The organism is Desulfatiglans sp. (genome assembly GCA_012513605.1).
In the GTDB taxonomy this organism is placed as follows: domain Bacteria; phylum Desulfobacterota; class DSM-4660; order Desulfatiglandales; family HGW-15; genus JAAZBV01.
In genome coordinates this window covers 26,812-46,329 of the sequence record JAAZBV010000088.1, presented here as the reverse complement: position 1 = coordinate 46,329, position 19,518 = coordinate 26,812, and the positions used below count along the sequence as shown (strand labels likewise).

The following is a 19,518-nucleotide window of genomic DNA, read 5'->3' as shown; positions in this document are numbered from 1 at the left end:
GCATTACACGGAATAGAGGACAATGCTTAACAGTTTAATTACTCAAAGGATATTATATAAATGAACATCATTTCAATTTCCACATGGATAATCTAAATTAATGGACATTAGAGAAAAAACAGCAAAATATTTTGATCTATGGTCTCTGCCATATGATGATATTTCTTTTTATCTTGATCATATCCCGTCAATTAATTCATCAGTGTTAGAACTTGGATGTGGCACTGGTCGTGTATTGTCTCAATTAGTAAATCATTGCGATTCATATCACGGGATAGATAATTCAAAGGCTATGATCGATCCCTGTATTATAAATGTTGTTGCTTGACACCTGACCTGTTTATGGACTAAATTAAGTCCTGATCAGTTACTGATCTTGATCAGCCAATGGAGGTTATTATGAAATATTCAAACCAGATTAAACCTATCAGTTATCTGAAGGCCAATGCTGCCGAAATAGTAAGAAACCTTTCAAAAGAGCAGCAGCCACTGGTTATCACACAGAATGGCGAAGCTAAAGTAGTTATGCAGGACATAAAAAGCTTTGAACAGACTCAGGAAACTATTGCCTTATTAAAGATGCTGTCATTGGGAGTAAAACAGATTGAGGACGGAAAGGTTTTTACTGCTGAAGATGTGATAAAAAATATCAGAGCCAGACAGGGGAATAAATAATGAGGTTTACGGTCTTTCTGACTAAAGACGCCGCATCTGATCTTGCAGAGATTTATGACTATATATTAATAAACGATTCACCCAGAAAGGCTGAATATGTTTTACAGCAGATTGAGAAAAGCTTCTCATCTTTATCGGAATACCCTGATCGGGGCATATACCCGAAAGAACTTCTCTCACTTGGGATTCAGGAGTACCGTGAAATATTTTTCAAGCCATATCGTATCATTTATCGAGTCAGCAAAATGAAAGTCTATGTTCTACTGATAGCAGATGGTCGTCGTGATATGCAGTCGCTTTTACAGAGGAGGCTATTGGAGGCATAATTATTATTTAAGATCAGCATGGTATGTTGGGTTTCAACCCAATTCCTTACCGAGATAGGAGTGATAAAATGAGCACATTAAGTCTTAGAATCCCAAACGCTCTGCATGAAAAAATAAAACAGTTAGCTAAACAAGAGGGAATCTCCATTAATCAGTTTTTAGCATCTGCTGCCGCGGAAAAAATGTCTGCCTTGCTAACTGAAGAATACATAGAAACAAGGGCCAAAAGGGCAAGTTTGAAGAAATTCAGGGATGTGCTTAAAAAAGTTCCTGATTCAGAACCAGAGGAATATGATCGGCTATAGGCAGTAAAACTGTCAGAACAAAACTGTTTCAGAAAACCAATAAGTTTCAAGCCTGCAATTTAAATAAAAAAATCACCAGACCAGTTAATCTTGCGCGAGTGTAACTGGCATGAATAAAGGAGAGATACAATGGACATGTGGAAGTACTTTAACATAACTCATCGGGAGCACATTCTCTGTAACCCGATGAGTCTTGAGAAGATTGAACAGCTTATCACACTTCTGACTCTGAAACCCGGGGCACGGGTGCTTGATATCGCCACCGGAAAGGGTGAGTTTATTATCAGACTTGTAGAGCGGCACCGGCAAATTACAGGGACAGGAGTTGAGTTATCTCCCTATCATATTGCTGATGCCCGCAAAAAACATCAAGAGCGTGTTCCGGATGTTAAACTTAATTTATTAGAGATGGATGGGGCAAAGTATGTCCCGGAGACCTTTGAGAGCTTTGATCTGGCAGCCTGCATCGGCGCAAGCTGGATTTATGGCGGGCATCGAGGGACGTTGAGCGAGCTGATGAAGATGGCAGCACCGGGAGGTTGGATTATTGTGGGAGAGCCTTACTTTCGGCATGAACCGGAAAAAGAGTACTTAGAGGCGATAGGAATTGCACGGAACGATTTCGGGACACATTATCAGAATGCAGAGGTCGGGCGGGAACTCGGTCTGGATTTGGTCTACACACTTGTAAGCAGCCAGGATGACTGGGATAGATATGAAGGGTTGCAGTGGTATGCTGCTGAAACCTGGGCAATGGATCATCCCGCTGATCCGGATGTAGAGAGCGTGCTGAAGCGAGCGCGTGAAGGTAAGAGAGCCTATCTTAAGTGGGGACGGGAAACGCTGGGGTGGGCGATATATCTGTTCCGGAAAATGCCGATGTTTTGATATTGAAACTACAGATTGGGTGAAGTATTGTAACGAGGACAATGCGCTTTATTGTACCGGATTAAGATCTGCTCAGCTGAAAATTATTCACGAGGAAGGCTTGAGAACATTCTATATATTTATCTTTCTGCTGGCGGCTCATATTCTGGGTGATGTTATTTTCGGCTCCCATAAGCTCGCCATTTTAAAAAGGGGTTCAGGGTTTTTAACCCAAATGTCAGGGCAGATGATACACGGCCTGATTCACGGGTTTATGGCAGGTGTAATGTTATACCTCTGCCCCGGAGAACAGGATTGGCTCAAAGGCGCTGTTTTTCTCTTTTGTATTCATGTTTTTATTGATTTGATCAGGTCGAACACAGAGAAGAGGCTGTTTGGTCCAGGCAAGGTACATGTGAAAAGGTCTGAGTTTTTCGACTGGATCAGGGGAAAGACTAAAGACCCAGAGAAGATGAATTTCAATAATCTGAAAATATGGCTGCTGATTAATATAGTCGATCAGGCAAGCCATATTATCAGCCTGTACGCCATTACACAATTAATCAGGTAGTGATATTTGGCAGAAGAGAAGTGCTACAAAAAATTAATTATTGTACCTGAACAGCGGTCATCATTATCTCTATCAATCCATCTGCGGGGATGCGGGAAACCTCCAGTACCGCCCTGGCTGGAAAATCGCCGGTAAAATATTCCTTATATATTGCATTAAATGCAGGGTACCTGTTCATATCAGTAACAAATACCTGGCATTGCACAACATCCTTCAAAGAAAAGCCGGAAGCCTCAAGTATTGCCTGCTGGTTTTTTATTGCCTGACGCGCCTGGCTCTCAAAATCCTGGCCTGCCAGTTTTCCGGTCACAGGGTCAAGCCCAAGCTGCCCTGACAGGTATAAAGTATTACCGGCACGAACCGCCTGTGAATAGGGGCCTATTGCCGCCGGTGCATCAGGGGTTGATATTATCTCACGGACACCGGATTGTTTTGAACAACCTGTGAAAACTAAAATGATCAGGAGTAACAGAGGCATCTTTCTCATAATAAATCTCCTTTTTAGATACAGGCATTATCTTTATATGCCAGCTTTCCATTGATTATTACTGGCTGCCTGTAGTAAATAAAAGCTAATAAACTCTGATTATCATATTCAGGGATACTTTTAAAAACAGCGCCTGTCAACTTTTTATAAAATGATCTGGTCGGTAACCAGATTGTATTTTGAGGAGGGATCATGCATAGACCAATTGAAAGGCAAATAGAGAATAAAGATAGAAGAAATTTTCTCAGGCTGGCAGGTCTTGCAGCAGCAGGAGGTGCTATAGGGCTTAATGCCGCCTGTCAACCGACAATAAAAAAGGCGCCTTCAATCGACCATACCCTTACCGAAAAGAGTTTCTGGAAAAGGGTGCAGGGGCAGTTTGCCCTTGACCCTGATCAGGTCTATATGAATATCGGCACCACCGGGGCCATGCCCATAAGGGTGCTTGATAATTATGACCAATACAACAGGGTGGTTGCTCGTCATCCAATGGGTTTTACTGATGAACTGGGCTGGGAATTCGGGTTTATAAAACAGAGAGAACAGCTGAGCAGGCAATTCGGCTGCACAAAGGATGAGATCATAATTACACGTAATACGACTGATGGCCTGAATACTGTTCTCTTCGGGCTTCCATTTGAAAGGGGTGATGAAATCCTGATTACACACCACGAACATGTGTCTGCCCTTTCACCCCTTCATGTGCTTCAGGACAGGTTTGGGGTTGTTTTAAAAGAGGTAGAGATACCGGTTCTTGATCTCGAATATGGAGAGCAGGTTATTGAGGCCTTTAAAAAAAATATCACCCTAAAGAGCAGAGCCATACTCTTTTCGCACATACCCTATAAAACAGGAGTTCGTTTACCGGCCACGGCCATATGTAAACTGGCCAGGGAAAAAGGGTTGATCTCCATTGTAGATGGCGCACACTGCGCAGGCATGATTGAACTTGATTTCAGTAAGACAGGGTGTGACTTTTATGCTGCATCAGGCCATAAATGGCAGTGCGGGCCGGGCGCTACTGGGATACTTTATTTAAGGAACCATGGTGAGAATATTCCCATGCTATGGCCCCAGAACAGTTGTTTGTACCAATATGTCTCGCAGCCTGTAAATAATGACCGCAAGCAGATAAGGGATTTCTCAAGCCAGTTCGGGCTGCGTGGCCAGGAAAATTATCCTGCCATGCAGGCCATGCTCGATGCATGTGACCTGTGGGAAGAGATAGGCCGTGACCGTATTGAGGGATACATCTGTGGTTTGAGTTCTTACCTGAAAAAGAGAATAAAAGAGAGCTTTGGCAGTTCTGCGCTGCTCTTCTCCCCGGATATACCTGAACTTACCTCAGGGCTTACCGCCTTTAATCCATTTAAAGATGTGCATGATCAGAAAAATATAGAGGATTTTGTTGACCGCCTTAAGAGGGAGATGGGTTATGTGATCCGCTCCACGGAATTTCATCTGCATAAGGAGGATACAAAGAATACATATGCCTTGAGGATATCAACTCACCTGTTTCATAATGAGGCGCAGGTTGATGGTGTGGTGGATGCCATGCACAGGCTCTATAAAAAGATGTGATAAAAAATGGGCTGGGGCTTTTTGGGGAAGATGATGTGCTCCCTGTCTATGTGCCACCCTTTCAGTGTGACATATTAAGTCCATTTATTACTGCACTGTTCTCCCTGTCACCATATCCAATAGCTCCTTTACCTCAGGTGACTCGGGCGCTATCTCTATCATCTGCCCTGCAACCTCTTTTGCCCTGTTAAACTCTGACCTCTTAAAATAAAAGTCGAAAAGGGCATATAAAAAATCCATGTTTGCTGGTTCTATATCATTTGCCTTTTTAAGCTCCAGCTCTGATTCCTTGTCACGTCTTAAATACTGTAAGAGCAACCCGTAATTATAATGCACCCTTGCAGCAAGGGGCATGTTATCCGCTGCCTTGCCCATAAACATGGCTGCCTCTTCATACTCCTCCTTTTCAGCCAGAAGCAGGGCAAGTGAGTAGGCTATTTCATGAAGATTAGGATTATCTTTCAGTGTGTCGCGGAATATCTCTTCTGCCTTTGCCCTGTCACCATGTTCATTATAGAGCATGGCAAGGTTTACCCTGGCAGGATAAAAGAGCTTATCTATTTCAACCGCTGCATTAAAGTGCTCTATAGCCTTTTTATTATCCTTTAATGCCCTGTAGAGATTGCCCAGATTGAATCTACCAAAGGAAAAATCTCCTGAGTATTCCATTGCAGCAATAAATTCATCAGTAACCCTCTTTAATACCCTGTTCTGATCATTATCAAGGAGTTCCGTTGAAATCCCTGCAAGTGCTGATGCCGCCTGGATTCGCACGGCTTTTACAGGGTCATATAAAAGCGGTGCAATCAGCCTTACCTTATCCTTATCTTCAAGCGGGTTAAGAGACTCTATTGCCGTCCTCCTTATCATTGCTTCACTGTCCATAAGTGATATCTCATATGCCCTTAATGTCTCTGATAAGGGGTATGAACTCAACAGGGATAATGCTGTGGCCCTTACAATGACAGGGTAAAGGGGGTCGAGCGCCAGCTTTTCAAGATCATCAAACGCACCTGTTGTGTTAACCCTTCCTGCTGTCAATATCTCGCTATAATGGCCCTTTCTACCTGGGCCGTACCACTTGGTTATCCATTCATCAGACCATTTATTCGTCTTATCATAATGACATCTGCTGCATGCATTTGGGGCGCCGGTTTTTTCACTCAAATCCGGCCTTGGCACTCGAAAACTGTGGTCAAGCCTGTAGTCTATTACCATATAATTTTTACCGGGCATATGACACTCTTTGCATTCTGAACCCGTCCCCACATCAAAGAGGATAGAGCCATCCAGTGACCTTATGGGCTCACCCATCTCTCCCTTTTTTTTATGGAAATGATGGCTCGCTGTGTCATATTCATTTGCTCTGTGGCAGGTAAGGCAGAGGTCATTCCCCTCCTTTATGGGCATTATGCTGTGCACATCATGGCAGTCACTGCATTTAACATCACGATGGTACATCTTGCTCTGGGTGAATGAACCATATTCATAAACCTCATCAAGTATCTGGCCGTCATTATGGTAAAGCTCAGGTGTGAGAAGAGAGGGAAGCATTACATCCAGAAGATCAGGTTCTGAATGGGTATAGTCCCCCAGTATTGCGCGCCTGCTGTGACATGGCGCACACTGGTTAACAAGTTCATAAGAAGAAACTCCTGAACTCTTTACCTTAAGATTATAGTTCTGAACAGAGGGTCTGCCCATTTCAGGAGTCTCAGCCCACTGCACATGGTTTAAACCCGGTCCATGACATGACTCACACCCTACATCTATATCTGACCATGTGGTATTATAAGTATTGCTGTTAAGGTCATAATTTTTTTTAAGGTCTGTGGAATGGCACTCTGCGCACATCCCGTTCCAGTTCTGGCCCGCATTTGTCCAAAAAAGCCAGTCATCAGGATCTATTTTTGTGCCCTGGTTAAGATCATACCACTTCTTTTCACGCACGTCCCATGCAATGGGCAGACACTGTAGCCGACCCCCATCAAAGGAGACAAGATACTGCTGCAAAGGAAACCAGCCAAAGGTGTGGGTTATCTCGAAGTCCATCATTTTGCCATCTTGCCCTGATGTGTTGACAAAAAAGCGATCTCTATTTTTATAAAACCTGGATGTTACCCCATTGTTTGTAAACATGGCATTTTTAAAATCACCAAGCACTGTTTCTGAAGTTGCAATCGCCATGGCATGATCATGGTGGGAACCCTTCCATTTGTCATATTCCCTGGTGTGACACTCTGCACACTTTAATGTACCTGCAAAGAGGTGGTCATCTCTGTTATGATTCGAATCATGAGTTGCAGGGAATACCGATACCTTTATAAGGTAAAGAGGGATTGAGAGGGTTATAATAAGAGTCGCCACAAGGCCTGTAAGTTTCCATGCCCTCATAGCCTATCCCTTTTCCGGTATACAGGCTGCTCAGCGAGGAATTGATTTCGTTTTATGGTATTACCGGTATCCACCCTGATGATGTTATTCTCAATATGTATAGGGTACATATCAAGCGGCCGTGGGGCAGGAGAGGTTAATACAGCGCCCCTGATATCAAATGATGAGCCGTGACAGGGGCATATAAACCTTTTTTCATTATCATCCCAGGGCACAGTACATCCAAGGTGGGTGCATTTACTTGAAAGGGCCAGAAAACCGCCATCATCCATCCTGCAGAGATAAAACCTGCCCCTGATGTTTGCGGTAACAGAGTTGAGAGGAAAGCTGTCCACGCAGCCTGCCTCAATAATTTCTTTTGTAAGACCTGGCCTGTCTTGTGGCTTACCTCTTTTCAGGAATGTAAATATCATTATGATCAATTCCAGGCCAGCAAGGATACCGAGCCCTGCCCATAGTATATTCAGGAATGACCTTCGCGGGGGGGAGAGTGCAGCCTCATTATGTTTATCAGTTTCTGCCATAAATCAAACCTCTTAACCTTTAAACCTTTAAACCCATTAACCTGTGAACCTGCCTATAGCCATGGCCACAATAACTTCATTGACGATCCTCTAAACCATACTCCGGTGACTGTAAAGGTAATGAATATTGTAATAAAAAACAGAAAAATGGCCTGGGCCTTTTCATTTTTTTTGGGGTGATATCTCTTTACTAATGAATGATAAAAAAAGGCAAATGCCAGCAATGCGGTAAAGAGGGGAAACAGGCCGTTACTTATAATAACCGGTATTCCTGGCAGCAATGCCGGGAAATCAGGAAGATACTCATCAGCAATGATGGCTGATACTGAAAGAAGCATGGCGGCAAAAAAAGAAAACATTGCCGCCTGTCTGCCTGTTTTTGAAATAAACCATATACCCTGAGACTCAGGGCTGTATTTCATGAACGGCAGCCATATCAAAAGGATAAGAATTGCCGCAGGTAATACAGACACTGCAAAAAAAGGGTGTATGTGCAGGAGTATCTCCTGAAAACCCATAAAATACCAGGGCGCCTTGGATGGGTTTGGGCTAAGCCCCGGATTCGCCCTGTCACCTATCGGGGCATCAAATATGATTGATAAAACAAGGATGAATGCAGTAATAACAAGGGCAGTGGCAACTTCCCTTATTATGAGATCAGGAATGGCCTTTACCTTTTGATTATACTCCCCAATATTATCTCTCTTTAATGGAAGTGCTATGCCTCCTGACTTGCGTATCTGCCAGAAGTGGAAAGGCAGAACTATGATTAAAACAGCCGGAAGCAATGCAGTGTGACCTGCAAAAAATATGGATAATGTGGAGGCACTCACATCTCCCCCCCCCCTTGTAAAAGTTTGCAGCCATTCGCCGACAAAAGGCATATATTCCAGCATCCCGGTACAGATGGTGACAGCCCAAAAGGAGAGCTGATCCCAGGGGAGGAGATACCCGGTAAAGTTAAAGGCGATGACAATCAACAGAAGGGCAATGCCAATGATCCAGTTGACCGCCCTTGGAGGATGAAATGCAGATGTTAAAAATACCCTGAGTAGATGCAGAAATGTAATTAAGATAAGTACATTTGCTGACCAGTAATGGATATTCCTTATAAAAGAACCGAATAGCACATTTTCCTTTAAATGAAGAATAGAGTCATATGCCTTTTCAGGAAGGGGCAGGTAGTAAAATTTCAGGAGAAGACCGGTAAAGAAGAGCAGGATAATCAGCACAAAAGCCATGCCGCCCAGGCCGAAGGTCATGGAAAATTTGAGCGCCCTGATGTCAACCGTCCTGGGCCTGAAGTGTAATACCATGCTTTTATTCATACAGATTGCCTTTCTGGCCTGTGAGCAATTAAAATTATATGCAGAGACTGGTTTTTGTCCCGCCATAGCCATAAGGCGACGGCGGATAAAACCCGTCTCTGCAAAATTCAGATATTTAAAAAATATTAAATAGAACATGGCCACAATAGTATCTATTAATTTATGAGTCAAATCTAAAAACTGCTATCTTGACAAGGTTTCAAGGCTGCCATAATATGCCTCCGGCTGAGGAAATGGGGAGAATCAAACAATTTTAGATTTATCGTTTGTTAATCTGTTATTAACAGGAGATACCTATGCGAAAAAGAATAGTACCCAGAAAAACCCCGTGTCTATTACTCTTTTTTATACTCATATGCCTCAGCACTGTTTCACAGGCAATGGGTGATAAACCTGAAAAACATAAACAGCCCAACATACTCCTCATTATTGCTGATGACTTTGGGGTGGATGTCACCTCTGGCATGTACCCTGGTCTCATAGATGATCTTGAAAAAAAGTACGGGCCATCAGGCCATAATCATGCAGGGTATAAATCCATCAGGGGGCTTCCTGCCTCCACCCCGAGGCTTGATAAATTATCGAGTGAGGGTATGGTATTCACCAATGTCTGGGCACATCCTTTCTGCTCACCAACAAGGTCGGCTATCATTACCGGTCTTTTTGGTAAAAAGGCAAAGGTGCTCACCTATGCTGATGCACTTTCACAGAAACATACCACCTTCGTAAAAAAATTAAAGGATGAAGGCGGCTACAGCACGGCATTATTCGGCAAGTGGCATCTGGCAGGGCTTCCGGGAAATGGCAATGGGCCTGATTATCCGGGTATGAAGCCAAAGGAGGCTGGTTTTGATCTTTTCAGGGGTAACCTGCATGCCGCGATAAAGAGTTTCTGGGATTATGACTATCATATCCAGGATGAAGAAACACCTGCAAATGTCTGGAGAACAGAAAAAGCCCCGGTCAAGTCTTTGCCAGGCATAGCACCAACCAACTATTCACCTGTTGTAAAGATTGCTGATGCAATAGAGTGGATTACAAAAAAAGAAAGGGAAATCCCTGATAAACCCTGGTTTGCATGGGTTGCATATAACCTGTCACATACCACTATTATCCAGCAACCTAATGCAATGGCCGTACCCAATATGGATACAATGGATGCCAAAAGCATTGAAGAGATGAAGGAATGCGGCGGGCAGTTCGGATCTAACAGTGCCGGTAATTGCAGTGATGAATCACTTATGAGGGCAATGACAAATTCCCTTGATACCATTACAGGCAAACTGCTTGATGCAGTAAATGCTCTTGATCCAAATACCTATGTTATTTTTGTAAGTGATAACGGCACTCCTATGTATGAAAGACAAGGGCTTGAGTATATAGACAATATGTACATCACCAGAAAGGGACGTGGAAAGGGTACTACCTTTGAAAGCGGGGCGCTTGTGCCTATGGTAATTAAGGGCCCGGAGATTAAGGCGGGTTCAAAGAATAGCGAAATTATCCATGTGGCAGACCTCTTTTCTACCGTGCTTTCCATTGCCGGGCTTAAGATACCTGAAGAGGTAAGTAACAGTGAAGGGAATGGTATGGTTTCGGTTGATTCTGTATCATTGTCTCCAATCCTTTTTGGTAAGAAGGAGAGAGTGCGTGACCCTGACAGGGGATTTGTACTTTCAGAATCCATAAATCTCATGACAAATGGAACACAGCATGTAGGCGCTCGTAATGCAAGATACAAGGTGGTATGTGCGGGCGGGTTTGAAGATAAAAACTGCACCTTTTATAATCTTGATAACGACCCGCTGGAAGAATATCCCCTTGAAAAACCTGGTACATGCGAAAAATATAAGGCAGGGGCACTTACACCCAAAGATCAGGAGTGGCATTATTGCAGACTGATGGAGGTTATCAGCGAAGATTCCTATGCAAATGGGATTGGTAAATAAAAGTTAAAGTAAATTAAAGGAGAAAATATGTTTAAAAAGGTTTTGTTGGTTTGTATTTGTTTGTTGTTTTCTGCGCCTGTTTTTGCAGGCGATATCTCAGCTACATATCAGTATTCTGATGGCCAGAGTATGACCATTTCAGTCAGGGATGCCTCCCATGTACGCATGGATACCACACCTGACAGCTACATGCTTCTTCAGGGAAAAAAGATTTACATAGTAAACAAGGATGAAGAGGGCAACTGGAGTGCAATTGATATGGATCAGATGAAGGGCATGGCCGGGATGATGGGTGGTCTTTTTAGAAAAAAGGCAAAGGCAACTGAATATGATATGAAGCTGAAGGATACCGGGAAAAAGGAAGAGGTAGCAGGGCTTAAAGGGAATGTCTACAGTGCAACCTATTATGAAAATAACAAGGCTGTTAACACCACTGAGATAGTCTTCTCTAATAAAAAGGATATCCAGAAAATCAATGATGCCTGGATATCTATCGCAGCGGGTATGGCACAGATAATGGGTCAGGATATGTCTCAGCTTTTTGAAAAGAGCAGTAGGCTTGCTAAAGAGAATAACTATGGTGTTATGATACGTACGGGAAATGATATTAAGTTAAAAAGCCTTTCACAGAAATCAATGAAAGACTCATTTTTTGAGCTGCCAGCAGGCGTTGAGATAATGGAGATTGGCGCATACATGGGCGATGCGCAGCAGATTCTGGATGACCAGGAATACAGCGAATCGGAGAGCGCCATATCACAGGATGTAAAGGATGTCGGACAGGCCGCCAGAGATGAGGCTAAAAACGCGACAGTGGATGAGGTGAAAAAGGGAGTCAGAGGACTCTTTGACAAGGTTTTCAATAAATAGTCTGATAGATAATGTTTATACAAAAACTTATTTTATTATGAAAGCAGTCAGCCATCAGCGTTCAGTAAAAGGCTTATAAAGCAAAGTCTTAGCTGATAGATGATGGCTGAAAGCTTAAGGCTTTTTACTCAACATATACAGCAAGCCCTTTCAGATATTCTCCTTCAGGATGATATATATCAACAGGGTGATCCTTTGGCTGACTGAGCCAGTGCATGATGCGGATATTCCTCCCTGCCTCTATTGCTGATGCTATGATAGTGTCCTGAAAAAGACGCTTATCCACTGCCTGAGAACAGGAAAAGGTAAATAGTAAGCCCCCTTTAGCAATCTTTTTTAAGGCTGCCACATTGAGCCTCTTATAACCCATAACCGCCTGATGCCTTGCATTAAGCCTTTTAGCAAATGCTGGTGGATCAAGGATTATCATGTCATATTCACGACATGACTGAAGATATTCAAACACATCATTAGAAAAGAAATCACTGTTTGGGATATTATTGAGTATCATGTTTTTTCTGGCAATTTCCAGCGCAGCCTTTGAGGAGTCCACACTGTGTACCTCCTTTGCATTGCCCAAACCGGCATATACTGAAAAGCCTCCTGTATAACAGAATGTATTAAGCACACGCCTGCCTGAAGAGTATGAATTAACCATGGTGCGGTTTTCACGCTGATCAATAAAGAACCCTGTCTTCTGACCTGTTACCCAGTTAACCATAAAGCGTTTGCCATTTTCCATGACAATGGCAGAATCCTCAGCAGAGCCCAGAATAAAACTGTTTTCAACAAGGCCATGTCTGCCATGCAGTGTCTCTTTACTCTTGTCATACACTGCCTTCAGATCCTTGCCCAGCAACTCTTTGATTGATTCTGCTATCAAACTGCGGCTCAGGTACATGCCCATGGAATGGGCCTGCAATACTGCCACGCCGTTATAATAATCAACAACCAGACCTGACAGGCCGTCACCCTCTGCAAAGATAAGCCTGAAAACATTAGTGTCCGGATTTTCAGTAATACCGATGCGTTTTCTGTATTCCCAGGCACTCTTTATTCTTTCTCTAAAAAGGCTCTTTTCATCAGATGGTGTAAATGAGAGTATCCTCACAGCAATGCTTGTGCATGACTGATAGTGCCCCATGCCTAAGAATTCACCCTTATGGGAATATATATCTACCATTGCACCGTCTGGAATCTGTTCACTGCCCGTTTCCTTTATTGCACCGGAAAAGAGCCAGGGGTGACGCCGCCTTATGGAGGCATCCTTACCTTTTTTGAGTGTTATGATCTTACGATTGTTTTCCATCAATTTTAAACCCGGTTTATTAAACTATCTTTTTGACATAAAAAAAATCTAATTACAATCTGATTATTGTTTTTGCGGTAAGACAATGGTTTAGAATAAAGTTATATCATGTGCAATAGTCTGCGGGCAGGCACAGTGGCCTGCCCCTACAGTATTAATCATCATTATTCATTCAGCATTGTATCTTTTGCAGTAAATAAGTGTTTACATCGCAGTATGAAAATATGTTTTCGGATAAGAATGAGTCAGTATCATAAAAAATTGTTTTTACCTTACACCTTACACCTTGAACCTTGAACTTTTTTTTTACTCGTGCCTCAGCGCCTCAATAGGGTCAAGCTGAGCGGCCTTTCTGGCCGGGACATACCCGAATACAACCCCGACCGCAGCAGAGAACATAAAGGCAATCAATACTATCCCGGGGCTTATAACAAAGGGGATGCCAAGCAGCAAGGTCAGCAGGCCGGCAGCTGAAAGGCCCAGTGTTATTCCTATTGCCCCGCCAAGTGAAGAGAGCACCACTGCTTCAAGGAGAAACTGCTTTAAAACCTCATTTTCCAGGGCTCCTATTGCAAGTCTGATGCCTATCTCTCGTGTACGCTCCGTAACAGAAACAAGCATAATATTCATTATGCCGATACCCCCAACAAGCAGGCTCACTGCCGCAACAGCTCCCAGGAGCCCTGTAAGCACCCTTGTTGTACTTGTAAGCATGGAGGCAATCTCTTTCATATCCATTACAGAAAAATCATCACCCTGTGTGCCCTTTGAACCCGGCCTTCGCTCCCTGAGCAGCGCCTCCAGATCCTTTTTTACCTTCTCAGTTGAAGCGCCCTTAACAGCCGATACCATGATTGATGAGATATCTCTTTTGCCAGAAATCCTTCTCTGGAAGGTTTTTAAAGGGATAAGCACAAAATCATCCTGATCCCTTCCAAAACCGGCCTGCCCCTTTGATTTGAATACCCCTATTATTTTGAATGCGGTCTTTTTCAACCTTATGGTCATGCCAATTGGATTTTCTGCCCCAAATAGATTCTTTTTTGTGCTGGCACCTATTATACATACAGATTTACCGCCGCTGATCTCGCCATGTGTGAATTCACGGCCTGTATCAATTTCCCAGTTCTGGGCTGTCAAATAATCGTTTGTGCTTCCTGTCACAGATGTAATCATGTTTTCATTGCCATAAATGATCTGTATCATACTGCTTGAAACCGGGGCTACGGCTGCAAGCGATCTGATCTGGTTTCTTATGGCCTCCAGATCCGAATCTTCAAATGGCTGTGATTCCATCCTGGCGCCTCCTCCACCCCCGCCTCTGAATGCCTGACCGGGTCTGATCTGCAAAAGGTTGCTGCCGAGTTTTGATATGTCATTGGTAACCTGGGCGGTTGCCCCGCTTCCAAGTGTAACCATTGTAATAACTGCTGCAACGCCTATAACAACGCCAAGTATCGTAAGGGTAGAACGCATGAGGTTGCGTCTTATCTCCTTAAGGGCTAGAAGGATTGTCTGATACCACATTATTAATTGCCTCCATTATGCATGTCATGATCGATCAGCCCGTCTTTGAACCTGATTGTCCTTTTCGCATATTCAGCCATGTCCTTTTCATGGGTTACCATGACTATTGTAATGTTCCTGGTATTATTCAGATCGGTGAGCAGGTTCATGATCTCTATGCTTTTTTCAGAATCCAGGTTCCCTGTCGGTTCATCTGCAAGAAGTACTTCAGGGTCGGTTACAAGCGCCCTTGCAATAGATACCCTCTGCTGCTGGCCTCCTGATAATTCACCGGGGGTATGCTTTTCCCATCCTGTAAGGCCCACTGCATCCAGGGCCTTTCTTGCCATCATTCTTCTCTCTTTTATATGTATGCCGCGATAGAAAAGGGGGAGCTCGACATTTTCAAGTGCAGTTGTTCGATTAAGTAAATTAAAACCCTGAAAAACAAAGCCTATATAATAGCGGCGAAGCAGGGCACGTTGTTGTCTTGAAAGAGACTTGACACTTATTCCTTTAAACAGGTAATCCCCATCCGTCGGAGAATCAAGGCATCCTAATATGTTCATGCAGGTCGATTTTCCTGAACCGCTAGGCCCCATCACAGCAACAAATTCACCGTGTTTTACCTTGAAATCCACCCCTTTCAGTGCTGTCATGGAGGCCTGTCCTGTACCATATGTTTTTACTACGCCCCGGAACTCTATTACACAAGAGTCTTCACTGGATTTTAGTTGATCCATTACTACTGTCCTTCCATTCCTGTTATTATATTCATACCGGGTTCTATCTGGCCTGATGTTACCTGGGTATAGTTACCATCGGTTGACCCTGTGGTTATTTCCACCTGCTCAGGATTGTTGTTTTTCAACACCCATACCTTTTTATTTGATGTCTCCTTTTTTTCGGGCTGATTGCCGGTATTTCTGAATCTTCCGGGAGGACCAGGCATCAGACTGCTCATGAGACCTCTGTTGCCTGTTCTTGTATCAGCGCCATCTTTTATAAAGGGCGGCTCAAACCTTAAAGAGGCATTTGGAACAAGTATTGTGTCTTTAATATTATCTACTATTATCTCGGCAGTGGCTGTCATGCCGGGCCTTAATAGAAGCTCTTTATTATCGACAGTAAGACGTGTTTCATAGGTTACTACACCCTCCGCTGCTGATGAGCCGAATTTAACCTGAAATATACTGGCATTAAAATTACGTTCAGGGTATGCATCGACCGAAAAGGTGGCATCCTGACCGTTTTTAACTACGCCTACATCAGCCTCATCAATGGCAACGCGCAGTTCCATCTGTGTAAGGTCTTCTGCAAGGGTGAAAAGGACAGGGGCCTGGAAAGAGGCGGCTACTGTCTGGCCCGGCTCAATATTGCGGTTAAGGACGATACCATTGATAGGTGAACGTATCACCATTTTGCTTAAGTCTGTTTCATTGGCCTCAAGAGTTGCCTTTGCCTGTGAAACCTGTGCTTTTGCTGATGCAAGTGATGCGTTGGCCCGCTTTACTTTGGCCTCGGCTGAATCGATCTCATTCTGTGATGGTATCTTTTTGCCGCTTAATTCCCACACCTGTAAAAGCCGTTTGAGTTCATTCTGCATCTCTGTAAGGGTCGCCTCTGCATCAAGGACCTTTGCATTGGCTGATTCAAGGGATGCCTTTGACTGTTTTACCTGTGCCTCAAGTTTTGATGGGTCGATTGTGGCCAGTGTCTGCCCTTTTGTTACATGATCGTTAAAATCAACATCAACACTCTTCACTATACCCGATAACTCGCTGCCAACATCCACCTGATTTCTGGGCTCAAGACTCCCTGTAGCGCTTACAGTTACAGTGAGTTCACCCCTTTCTATCTGTTCTATACTATAAAGTTCGGAGGCAGGTTTATTCTCTTGGCCCGCTAGAAACGAATACAAGACAATAATAAAAATAAGAACGGCAATGATAATAATGTATTTTTTAAATCTGCCCTTTTTGCCATGACCACTGTGCAATTCAAGTTTTTCTGCTACCTGCTTCCTGTTTTCTATTTTATCCATAATTAGCTCCCTGCTACATATCTATTGTATCAGGTGACCATCCGCCACCCAATGTTTTGTAAAGAGTTATAAAGTTCAAGGTGATCTGCCCTTCATTCTGGGTGACCTGATCCTGTAATGATAGAAGTGTACGCTGTGCTTCAAGCAGCACCTGAAAATCAACCAGACCTGAAGAATATTGCATTTTTGAAAGATTAAATGCCACAGTCGCAGCATCAAGCGCCTTTTTAAGGGATGCCTCTTTCATCTTTTCATACATGCATGAGGCAAGCGCATTTTCGACCTCTTCAGATGCTTTTAAAACAAGAGACCTGTACTGAATAAGAAGTCTCTCGGCCATTGTTGACTGAATCTCTATATTTTTCCTGATCGCTCCTGCCCGGAATACAGGCCATGATAATGAAGGCCCTATACTGCTTGTAAGGCTGTCGCTATCTATAAGAGATCCTATTGAAGATGAATTCACCTTAATAGACCCTGAAAGAGAAATCTTCGGATAAAGATCGGATACAGCCGCTCCTATCCTTGCTGTCTGAGCGGCCAGGTCACGTTCTGCCTTTTTCAGGTCAGGCCTTTGCCTTAACAGGTCAGCAGGTATGCCTGTTTTGATTTCATCTTTTAGAACCGGAACAGGCTTTGCCTTGTTCAACTCATCCTTCATCATACCCGGATTTACCCCCAGAAGAACGGCAATCCGGTTTTGCGCCTGATCAATCCTTGATTGAACGGCAGGTACCTGAGATTTTGTCTGTTCAAGAGAGTATTCTGATTTTTTAAGATCAAGCTCTGTAACAAGCCCTGCCTTGAACCGCCATGAGACTATTTCATAGGTCTCTGCCTGTGCATTCAGATTTGAGATTGTAACATCCATCTCTGCCTGGTAAAGCCTTAAATTTACATAGTTTGTAGCAACCTCGGCAGTGAGGGATACCAGAACATCGTTAAGTGAGGCGTTTGCTGACTCCAGATCAGCATCAGATGCCTCTATTGAACGCCTTATACCACCGAATATATCTATCTCCCAGCTTGAATCCACCCCGGCCTGATACATTTCGCTGCTGCTGCGGGAAGAATGGCTTCTAGTCCCTGATGCAGATGATGACACAGAGGGGTATTGATCTGCCCCGGTGATCCCTCTTCTGAGTCTTGCCTCACTTAGTCTTGTAAAGGCCTCTTTAAGAGAAAGGTTATTCTCCACAGCCCTTTTAACCAGATCAGTTAAAAACGGGTCGTCAAAAGAGTTCCACCAGTTGACAAGGCTTAACCTGTCTGTTTCCGGCGAAAGTTTTTCAGATAATCCGGTTTGCCATTTTTCAGGCATATCTACTGTTGGCGGTTTGTAATCAGGACCTACCGTGATGCAGGCTGTTATGGAAAGAATAATCAGCAGAATTATTGCTGTTAAACCAATTTTTATTCCTTCATTATTTATCTTCATATATTAAACCCCTTCATATAAGCACTAAAACAATCGAGTAAATTCATACTGTAATGAATAAAAGTTAAAAATATTTGTCAGGAAAGTAAAAAATATGTAAAAATTGTTAAAATCATATTCACTCAGAGTGATAATTGTTGTTTAAAGTTTTTTCATTTTTGCCTCAATCTCCGGGAGCGCAATCCCGGATTTTTCTTCAATTATAATATCTGAATCCTTAAATGAGTTTTCCAGGTTTATTTCTATTATTATTGCGCTATTCTTCTTGGCTGTTACAGGCAGGTATGCAGCCGGATATACAATTGCGGATGTTCCTATCAGAATCATTACATCACAGGTGCCGGCATATTCTTCAGCTTCTGTAAGAACTGCAGGCGGCAGACCTTCACCAAAGAGTACAGTGTTGGGCTTAAGTACACCCCCACAGGCACAGAGCGGTACCTCGCCTGGAGGGATGTCTGGCGCAATATATTCCCTGCCGCATGACATACAGAATATTTCCCTGAGAGATCCGTGTATCTCCAGCACCTTTTCTGAACCGGCCTTTTTATGAAGCCCATCTATGTTCTGGGTGATGATACATTTAAGGAGTCCTGCTTTTTCAAGTCTTGCGAGTACAAGATGACCCTGGTTAGGCGAATAATCATTATAATTGCGGATAAAATCACCCCTTATACTCCAGTATTTTGAAGGGTCAATCATGAATGTATCGATCGATGCATATACGGTTGGATCATAACTGTTCCATAAACCGCCCTTTGATCTGAAGGTAGGTATTCCGCTCTCAGCAGATATCCCGGCTCCGGTAAGCGCGATGCATCTTTTACTGCCGATAATTGTTTTTGCTGCATCGATAAATAATTTATCCATGTTTTTTTAACCTTCCGAATACATAGCAATTAATGTTCAGCAAATGACATGCCAGATAAATAATGGCCAATACAACAGAATATAACCTGATAATGAATATAAACGTTGAAAAATTGTCATGAAACTGGTTATTAAATGCCCATATTGAAATATATTATGGATACATTGTATCCATTGTTGCGGGTGATGCTTATAATGCAACTCTAATAATCAAGCAAGATCAAAATAACTTTATTTTAAATATATAGACTAATGCCGTATTATCGACAGTGAAGATTCTAAAAATATTATCTTTTTTATAATCATTTTCTTGATTTTTAATATTTAGCGGGTATAATTAACCATTTTTTTACAAGAACGTTGCCCTTTGGTATAGTTAAATAATAATAAAGAGTTATTCAGGCATCAGATAAGGTAAAAGAGACAGGGGATGAAGACTTTTTTAGTTACGACATTCTATTTTTTATCAGAATT

At 43.0% G+C, this 19,518-nt stretch carries 19 protein-coding genes; 9 read left to right on the top strand and 10 right to left on the bottom strand.

Annotated features, from left to right (window positions below):
- Positions 1 to 100 precede the first annotated feature (100 nt).
- The 6 genes from GX654_11570 (at position 101) to GX654_11545 (ending at position 2,744) form a co-directional block, all read left to right on the top strand.
- A complete protein-coding gene (locus GX654_11570) occupies positions 101 to 328 on the top strand; it encodes a class I SAM-dependent methyltransferase (protein NLD37498.1) in 228 nt (75 codons plus the stop codon).
- Positions 329 to 399: 71 nt separating this feature from the next.
- Positions 400 to 675, top strand: a complete 276-nt coding sequence (locus tag GX654_11565) for a type II toxin-antitoxin system Phd/YefM family antitoxin (protein NLD37497.1) — start codon at positions 400 to 402, stop codon at positions 673 to 675.
- Positions 675 to 1,001, top strand: coding sequence for a type II toxin-antitoxin system RelE/ParE family toxin (locus tag GX654_11560; protein NLD37496.1), 327 nt, complete (start codon positions 675 to 677; stop codon positions 999 to 1,001). Before GX654_11565 ends, GX654_11560 begins: the two co-directional genes overlap by 1 nt.
- Positions 1,002 to 1,069: 68 nt before the next feature.
- Positions 1,070 to 1,306 carry a toxin-antitoxin system HicB family antitoxin gene (locus GX654_11555; protein ID NLD37495.1) on the top strand — a complete coding sequence of 79 codons (237 nt, stop codon included), beginning with the start codon at positions 1,070 to 1,072 and terminating at the stop codon, positions 1,304 to 1,306.
- A 129-nt stretch (positions 1,307 to 1,435) separates the two neighbouring features.
- A complete protein-coding gene (locus GX654_11550) occupies positions 1,436 to 2,194 on the top strand; it encodes a class I SAM-dependent methyltransferase (protein NLD37494.1) in 759 nt (252 codons plus the stop codon).
- A 100-nt stretch (positions 2,195 to 2,294) separates the two neighbouring features.
- The gene (locus tag GX654_11545) at positions 2,295 to 2,744 is read left to right on the top strand and encodes a DUF3307 domain-containing protein (protein NLD37493.1); all 450 of its coding nucleotides are present in this window, start codon (positions 2,295 to 2,297) and stop codon (positions 2,742 to 2,744) included.
- Between the two features lie 37 nt (positions 2,745 to 2,781).
- On the opposite strand, the gene GX654_11540 is transcribed toward GX654_11545, so the two are convergent.
- Positions 2,782 to 3,222, bottom strand: coding sequence for a RidA family protein (locus tag GX654_11540; GenBank protein NLD37492.1), 441 nt, complete (start codon positions 3,220 to 3,222; stop codon positions 2,782 to 2,784).
- 201 nt (positions 3,223 to 3,423) lie between these two features.
- On the opposite strand from GX654_11540, the gene GX654_11535 reads away from it, so the two are divergent.
- Positions 3,424 to 4,812, top strand: coding sequence for an aminotransferase class V-fold PLP-dependent enzyme (locus GX654_11535; GenBank protein NLD37491.1), 1,389 nt, complete (start codon positions 3,424 to 3,426; stop codon positions 4,810 to 4,812).
- Between the two features lie 87 nt (positions 4,813 to 4,899).
- On the opposite strand, the gene GX654_11530 is transcribed toward GX654_11535, so the two are convergent.
- Genes GX654_11530 through GX654_11520 form a run of 3 tightly spaced genes read right to left on the bottom strand, consistent with a single transcriptional unit; the run spans position 4,900 to position 9,229 of the window.
- Positions 4,900 to 7,206 (bottom strand): tetratricopeptide repeat protein, encoded by a 2,307-nt coding sequence (locus GX654_11530; GenBank protein NLD37490.1) that lies wholly within the window; start codon positions 7,204 to 7,206, stop codon positions 4,900 to 4,902.
- On the bottom strand, positions 7,203 to 7,730 hold the full coding sequence (locus GX654_11525) for a ubiquinol-cytochrome c reductase iron-sulfur subunit (GenBank protein ID NLD37489.1): 528 nt from the start codon (positions 7,728 to 7,730) through the stop codon (positions 7,203 to 7,205). The genes GX654_11530 and GX654_11525 overlap by 4 nt, the downstream gene beginning before the upstream one ends.
- Positions 7,731 to 7,783: 53 nt before the next feature.
- Positions 7,784 to 9,229 carry a cytochrome bc complex cytochrome b subunit gene (locus tag GX654_11520; GenBank protein NLD37488.1) on the bottom strand — a complete coding sequence of 482 codons (1,446 nt, stop codon included), beginning with the start codon at positions 9,227 to 9,229 and terminating at the stop codon, positions 7,784 to 7,786.
- Positions 9,230 to 9,354: 125 nt separating this feature from the next.
- Between GX654_11520 and GX654_11515 the strand changes: the two genes are divergently transcribed.
- Together GX654_11515 and GX654_11510 are read left to right on the top strand one after the other, a co-directional pair.
- Complete coding sequence (locus GX654_11515; GenBank protein NLD37487.1) at positions 9,355 to 11,007, top strand: sulfatase-like hydrolase/transferase; 1,653 nt, start codon at positions 9,355 to 9,357, stop codon at positions 11,005 to 11,007.
- Between the two features lie 27 nt (positions 11,008 to 11,034).
- Entirely contained in the window at positions 11,035 to 11,877 is an 843-nt protein-coding gene (locus GX654_11510) for a hypothetical protein (GenBank protein NLD37486.1), read from the top strand.
- A gap of 124 nt (positions 11,878 to 12,001) precedes the next feature.
- Here the strand turns inward: GX654_11510 and GX654_11505 are convergent, their stop codons facing one another.
- From GX654_11505 to GX654_11480, 6 genes are all read right to left on the bottom strand, one after another.
- Complete coding sequence (locus GX654_11505) at positions 12,002 to 13,186, bottom strand: class I SAM-dependent rRNA methyltransferase (GenBank protein NLD37485.1); 1,185 nt, start codon at positions 13,184 to 13,186, stop codon at positions 12,002 to 12,004.
- A 306-nt stretch (positions 13,187 to 13,492) separates the two neighbouring features.
- Entirely contained in the window at positions 13,493 to 14,713 is a 1,221-nt protein-coding gene (locus GX654_11500; GenBank protein ID NLD37484.1) for an FtsX-like permease family protein, read from the bottom strand.
- Positions 14,714 to 14,715: 2 nt separating this feature from the next.
- Positions 14,716 to 15,435 (bottom strand): ABC transporter ATP-binding protein, encoded by a 720-nt coding sequence (locus tag GX654_11495; GenBank protein NLD37483.1) that lies wholly within the window; start codon positions 15,433 to 15,435, stop codon positions 14,716 to 14,718.
- 2 nt (positions 15,436 to 15,437) lie between these two features.
- Positions 15,438 to 16,736, bottom strand: a complete 1,299-nt coding sequence (locus GX654_11490) for an efflux RND transporter periplasmic adaptor subunit (GenBank protein NLD37482.1) — start codon at positions 16,734 to 16,736, stop codon at positions 15,438 to 15,440.
- Positions 16,737 to 16,749: 13 nt separating this feature from the next.
- Complete coding sequence (locus tag GX654_11485; protein NLD37481.1) at positions 16,750 to 18,174, bottom strand: efflux transporter outer membrane subunit; 1,425 nt, start codon at positions 18,172 to 18,174, stop codon at positions 16,750 to 16,752.
- Between the two features lie 141 nt (positions 18,175 to 18,315).
- The gene (locus tag GX654_11480) at positions 18,316 to 19,044 is read right to left on the bottom strand and encodes an NAD-dependent deacylase (GenBank protein ID NLD37480.1); all 729 of its coding nucleotides are present in this window, start codon (positions 19,042 to 19,044) and stop codon (positions 18,316 to 18,318) included.
- Positions 19,045 to 19,518 lie beyond the last annotated feature (474 nt).

Excerpts from the sequence above, each read along its gene's own strand:
- GX654_11570 (NLD37498.1), top strand. The coding sequence starts at position 101 with ATGGACATTAGAGAAAAAACAGCAAAATATTTTGATCTATGGTCTCTG.
- GX654_11565 (NLD37497.1), top strand. The coding sequence starts at position 400 with ATGAAATATTCAAACCAGATTAAACCTATCAGTTATCTGAAGGCCAAT.
- GX654_11560 (NLD37496.1), top strand. The coding sequence starts at position 675 with ATGAGGTTTACGGTCTTTCTGACTAAAGACGCCGCATCTGATCTTGCA.
- GX654_11555 (NLD37495.1), top strand. The coding sequence starts at position 1,070 with ATGAGCACATTAAGTCTTAGAATCCCAAACGCTCTGCATGAAAAAATA.
- GX654_11550 (NLD37494.1), top strand. The coding sequence starts at position 1,436 with ATGGACATGTGGAAGTACTTTAACATAACTCATCGGGAGCACATTCTC.
- GX654_11540 (NLD37492.1), bottom strand. The coding sequence starts at position 3,222 with ATGCCTCTGTTACTCCTGATCATTTTAGTTTTCACAGGTTGTTCAAAA.
- GX654_11535 (NLD37491.1), top strand. The coding sequence starts at position 3,424 with ATGCATAGACCAATTGAAAGGCAAATAGAGAATAAAGATAGAAGAAAT.
- GX654_11530 (NLD37490.1), bottom strand. The coding sequence starts at position 7,206 with ATGAGGGCATGGAAACTTACAGGCCTTGTGGCGACTCTTATTATAACC.
- GX654_11525 (NLD37489.1), bottom strand. The coding sequence starts at position 7,730 with ATGGCAGAAACTGATAAACATAATGAGGCTGCACTCTCCCCCCCGCGA.
- GX654_11515 (NLD37487.1), top strand. The coding sequence starts at position 9,355 with ATGCGAAAAAGAATAGTACCCAGAAAAACCCCGTGTCTATTACTCTTT.
- GX654_11510 (NLD37486.1), top strand. The coding sequence starts at position 11,035 with ATGTTTAAAAAGGTTTTGTTGGTTTGTATTTGTTTGTTGTTTTCTGCG.
- GX654_11505 (NLD37485.1), bottom strand. The coding sequence starts at position 13,186 with ATGGAAAACAATCGTAAGATCATAACACTCAAAAAAGGTAAGGATGCC.
- GX654_11500 (NLD37484.1), bottom strand. The coding sequence starts at position 14,713 with ATGTGGTATCAGACAATCCTTCTAGCCCTTAAGGAGATAAGACGCAAC.
- GX654_11495 (NLD37483.1), bottom strand. The coding sequence starts at position 15,435 with ATGGATCAACTAAAATCCAGTGAAGACTCTTGTGTAATAGAGTTCCGG.
- GX654_11490 (NLD37482.1), bottom strand. The coding sequence starts at position 16,736 with ATGGATAAAATAGAAAACAGGAAGCAGGTAGCAGAAAAACTTGAATTG.
- GX654_11485 (NLD37481.1), bottom strand. The coding sequence starts at position 18,174 with ATGAAGATAAATAATGAAGGAATAAAAATTGGTTTAACAGCAATAATT.
- GX654_11480 (NLD37480.1), bottom strand. The coding sequence starts at position 19,044 with ATGGATAAATTATTTATCGATGCAGCAAAAACAATTATCGGCAGTAAA.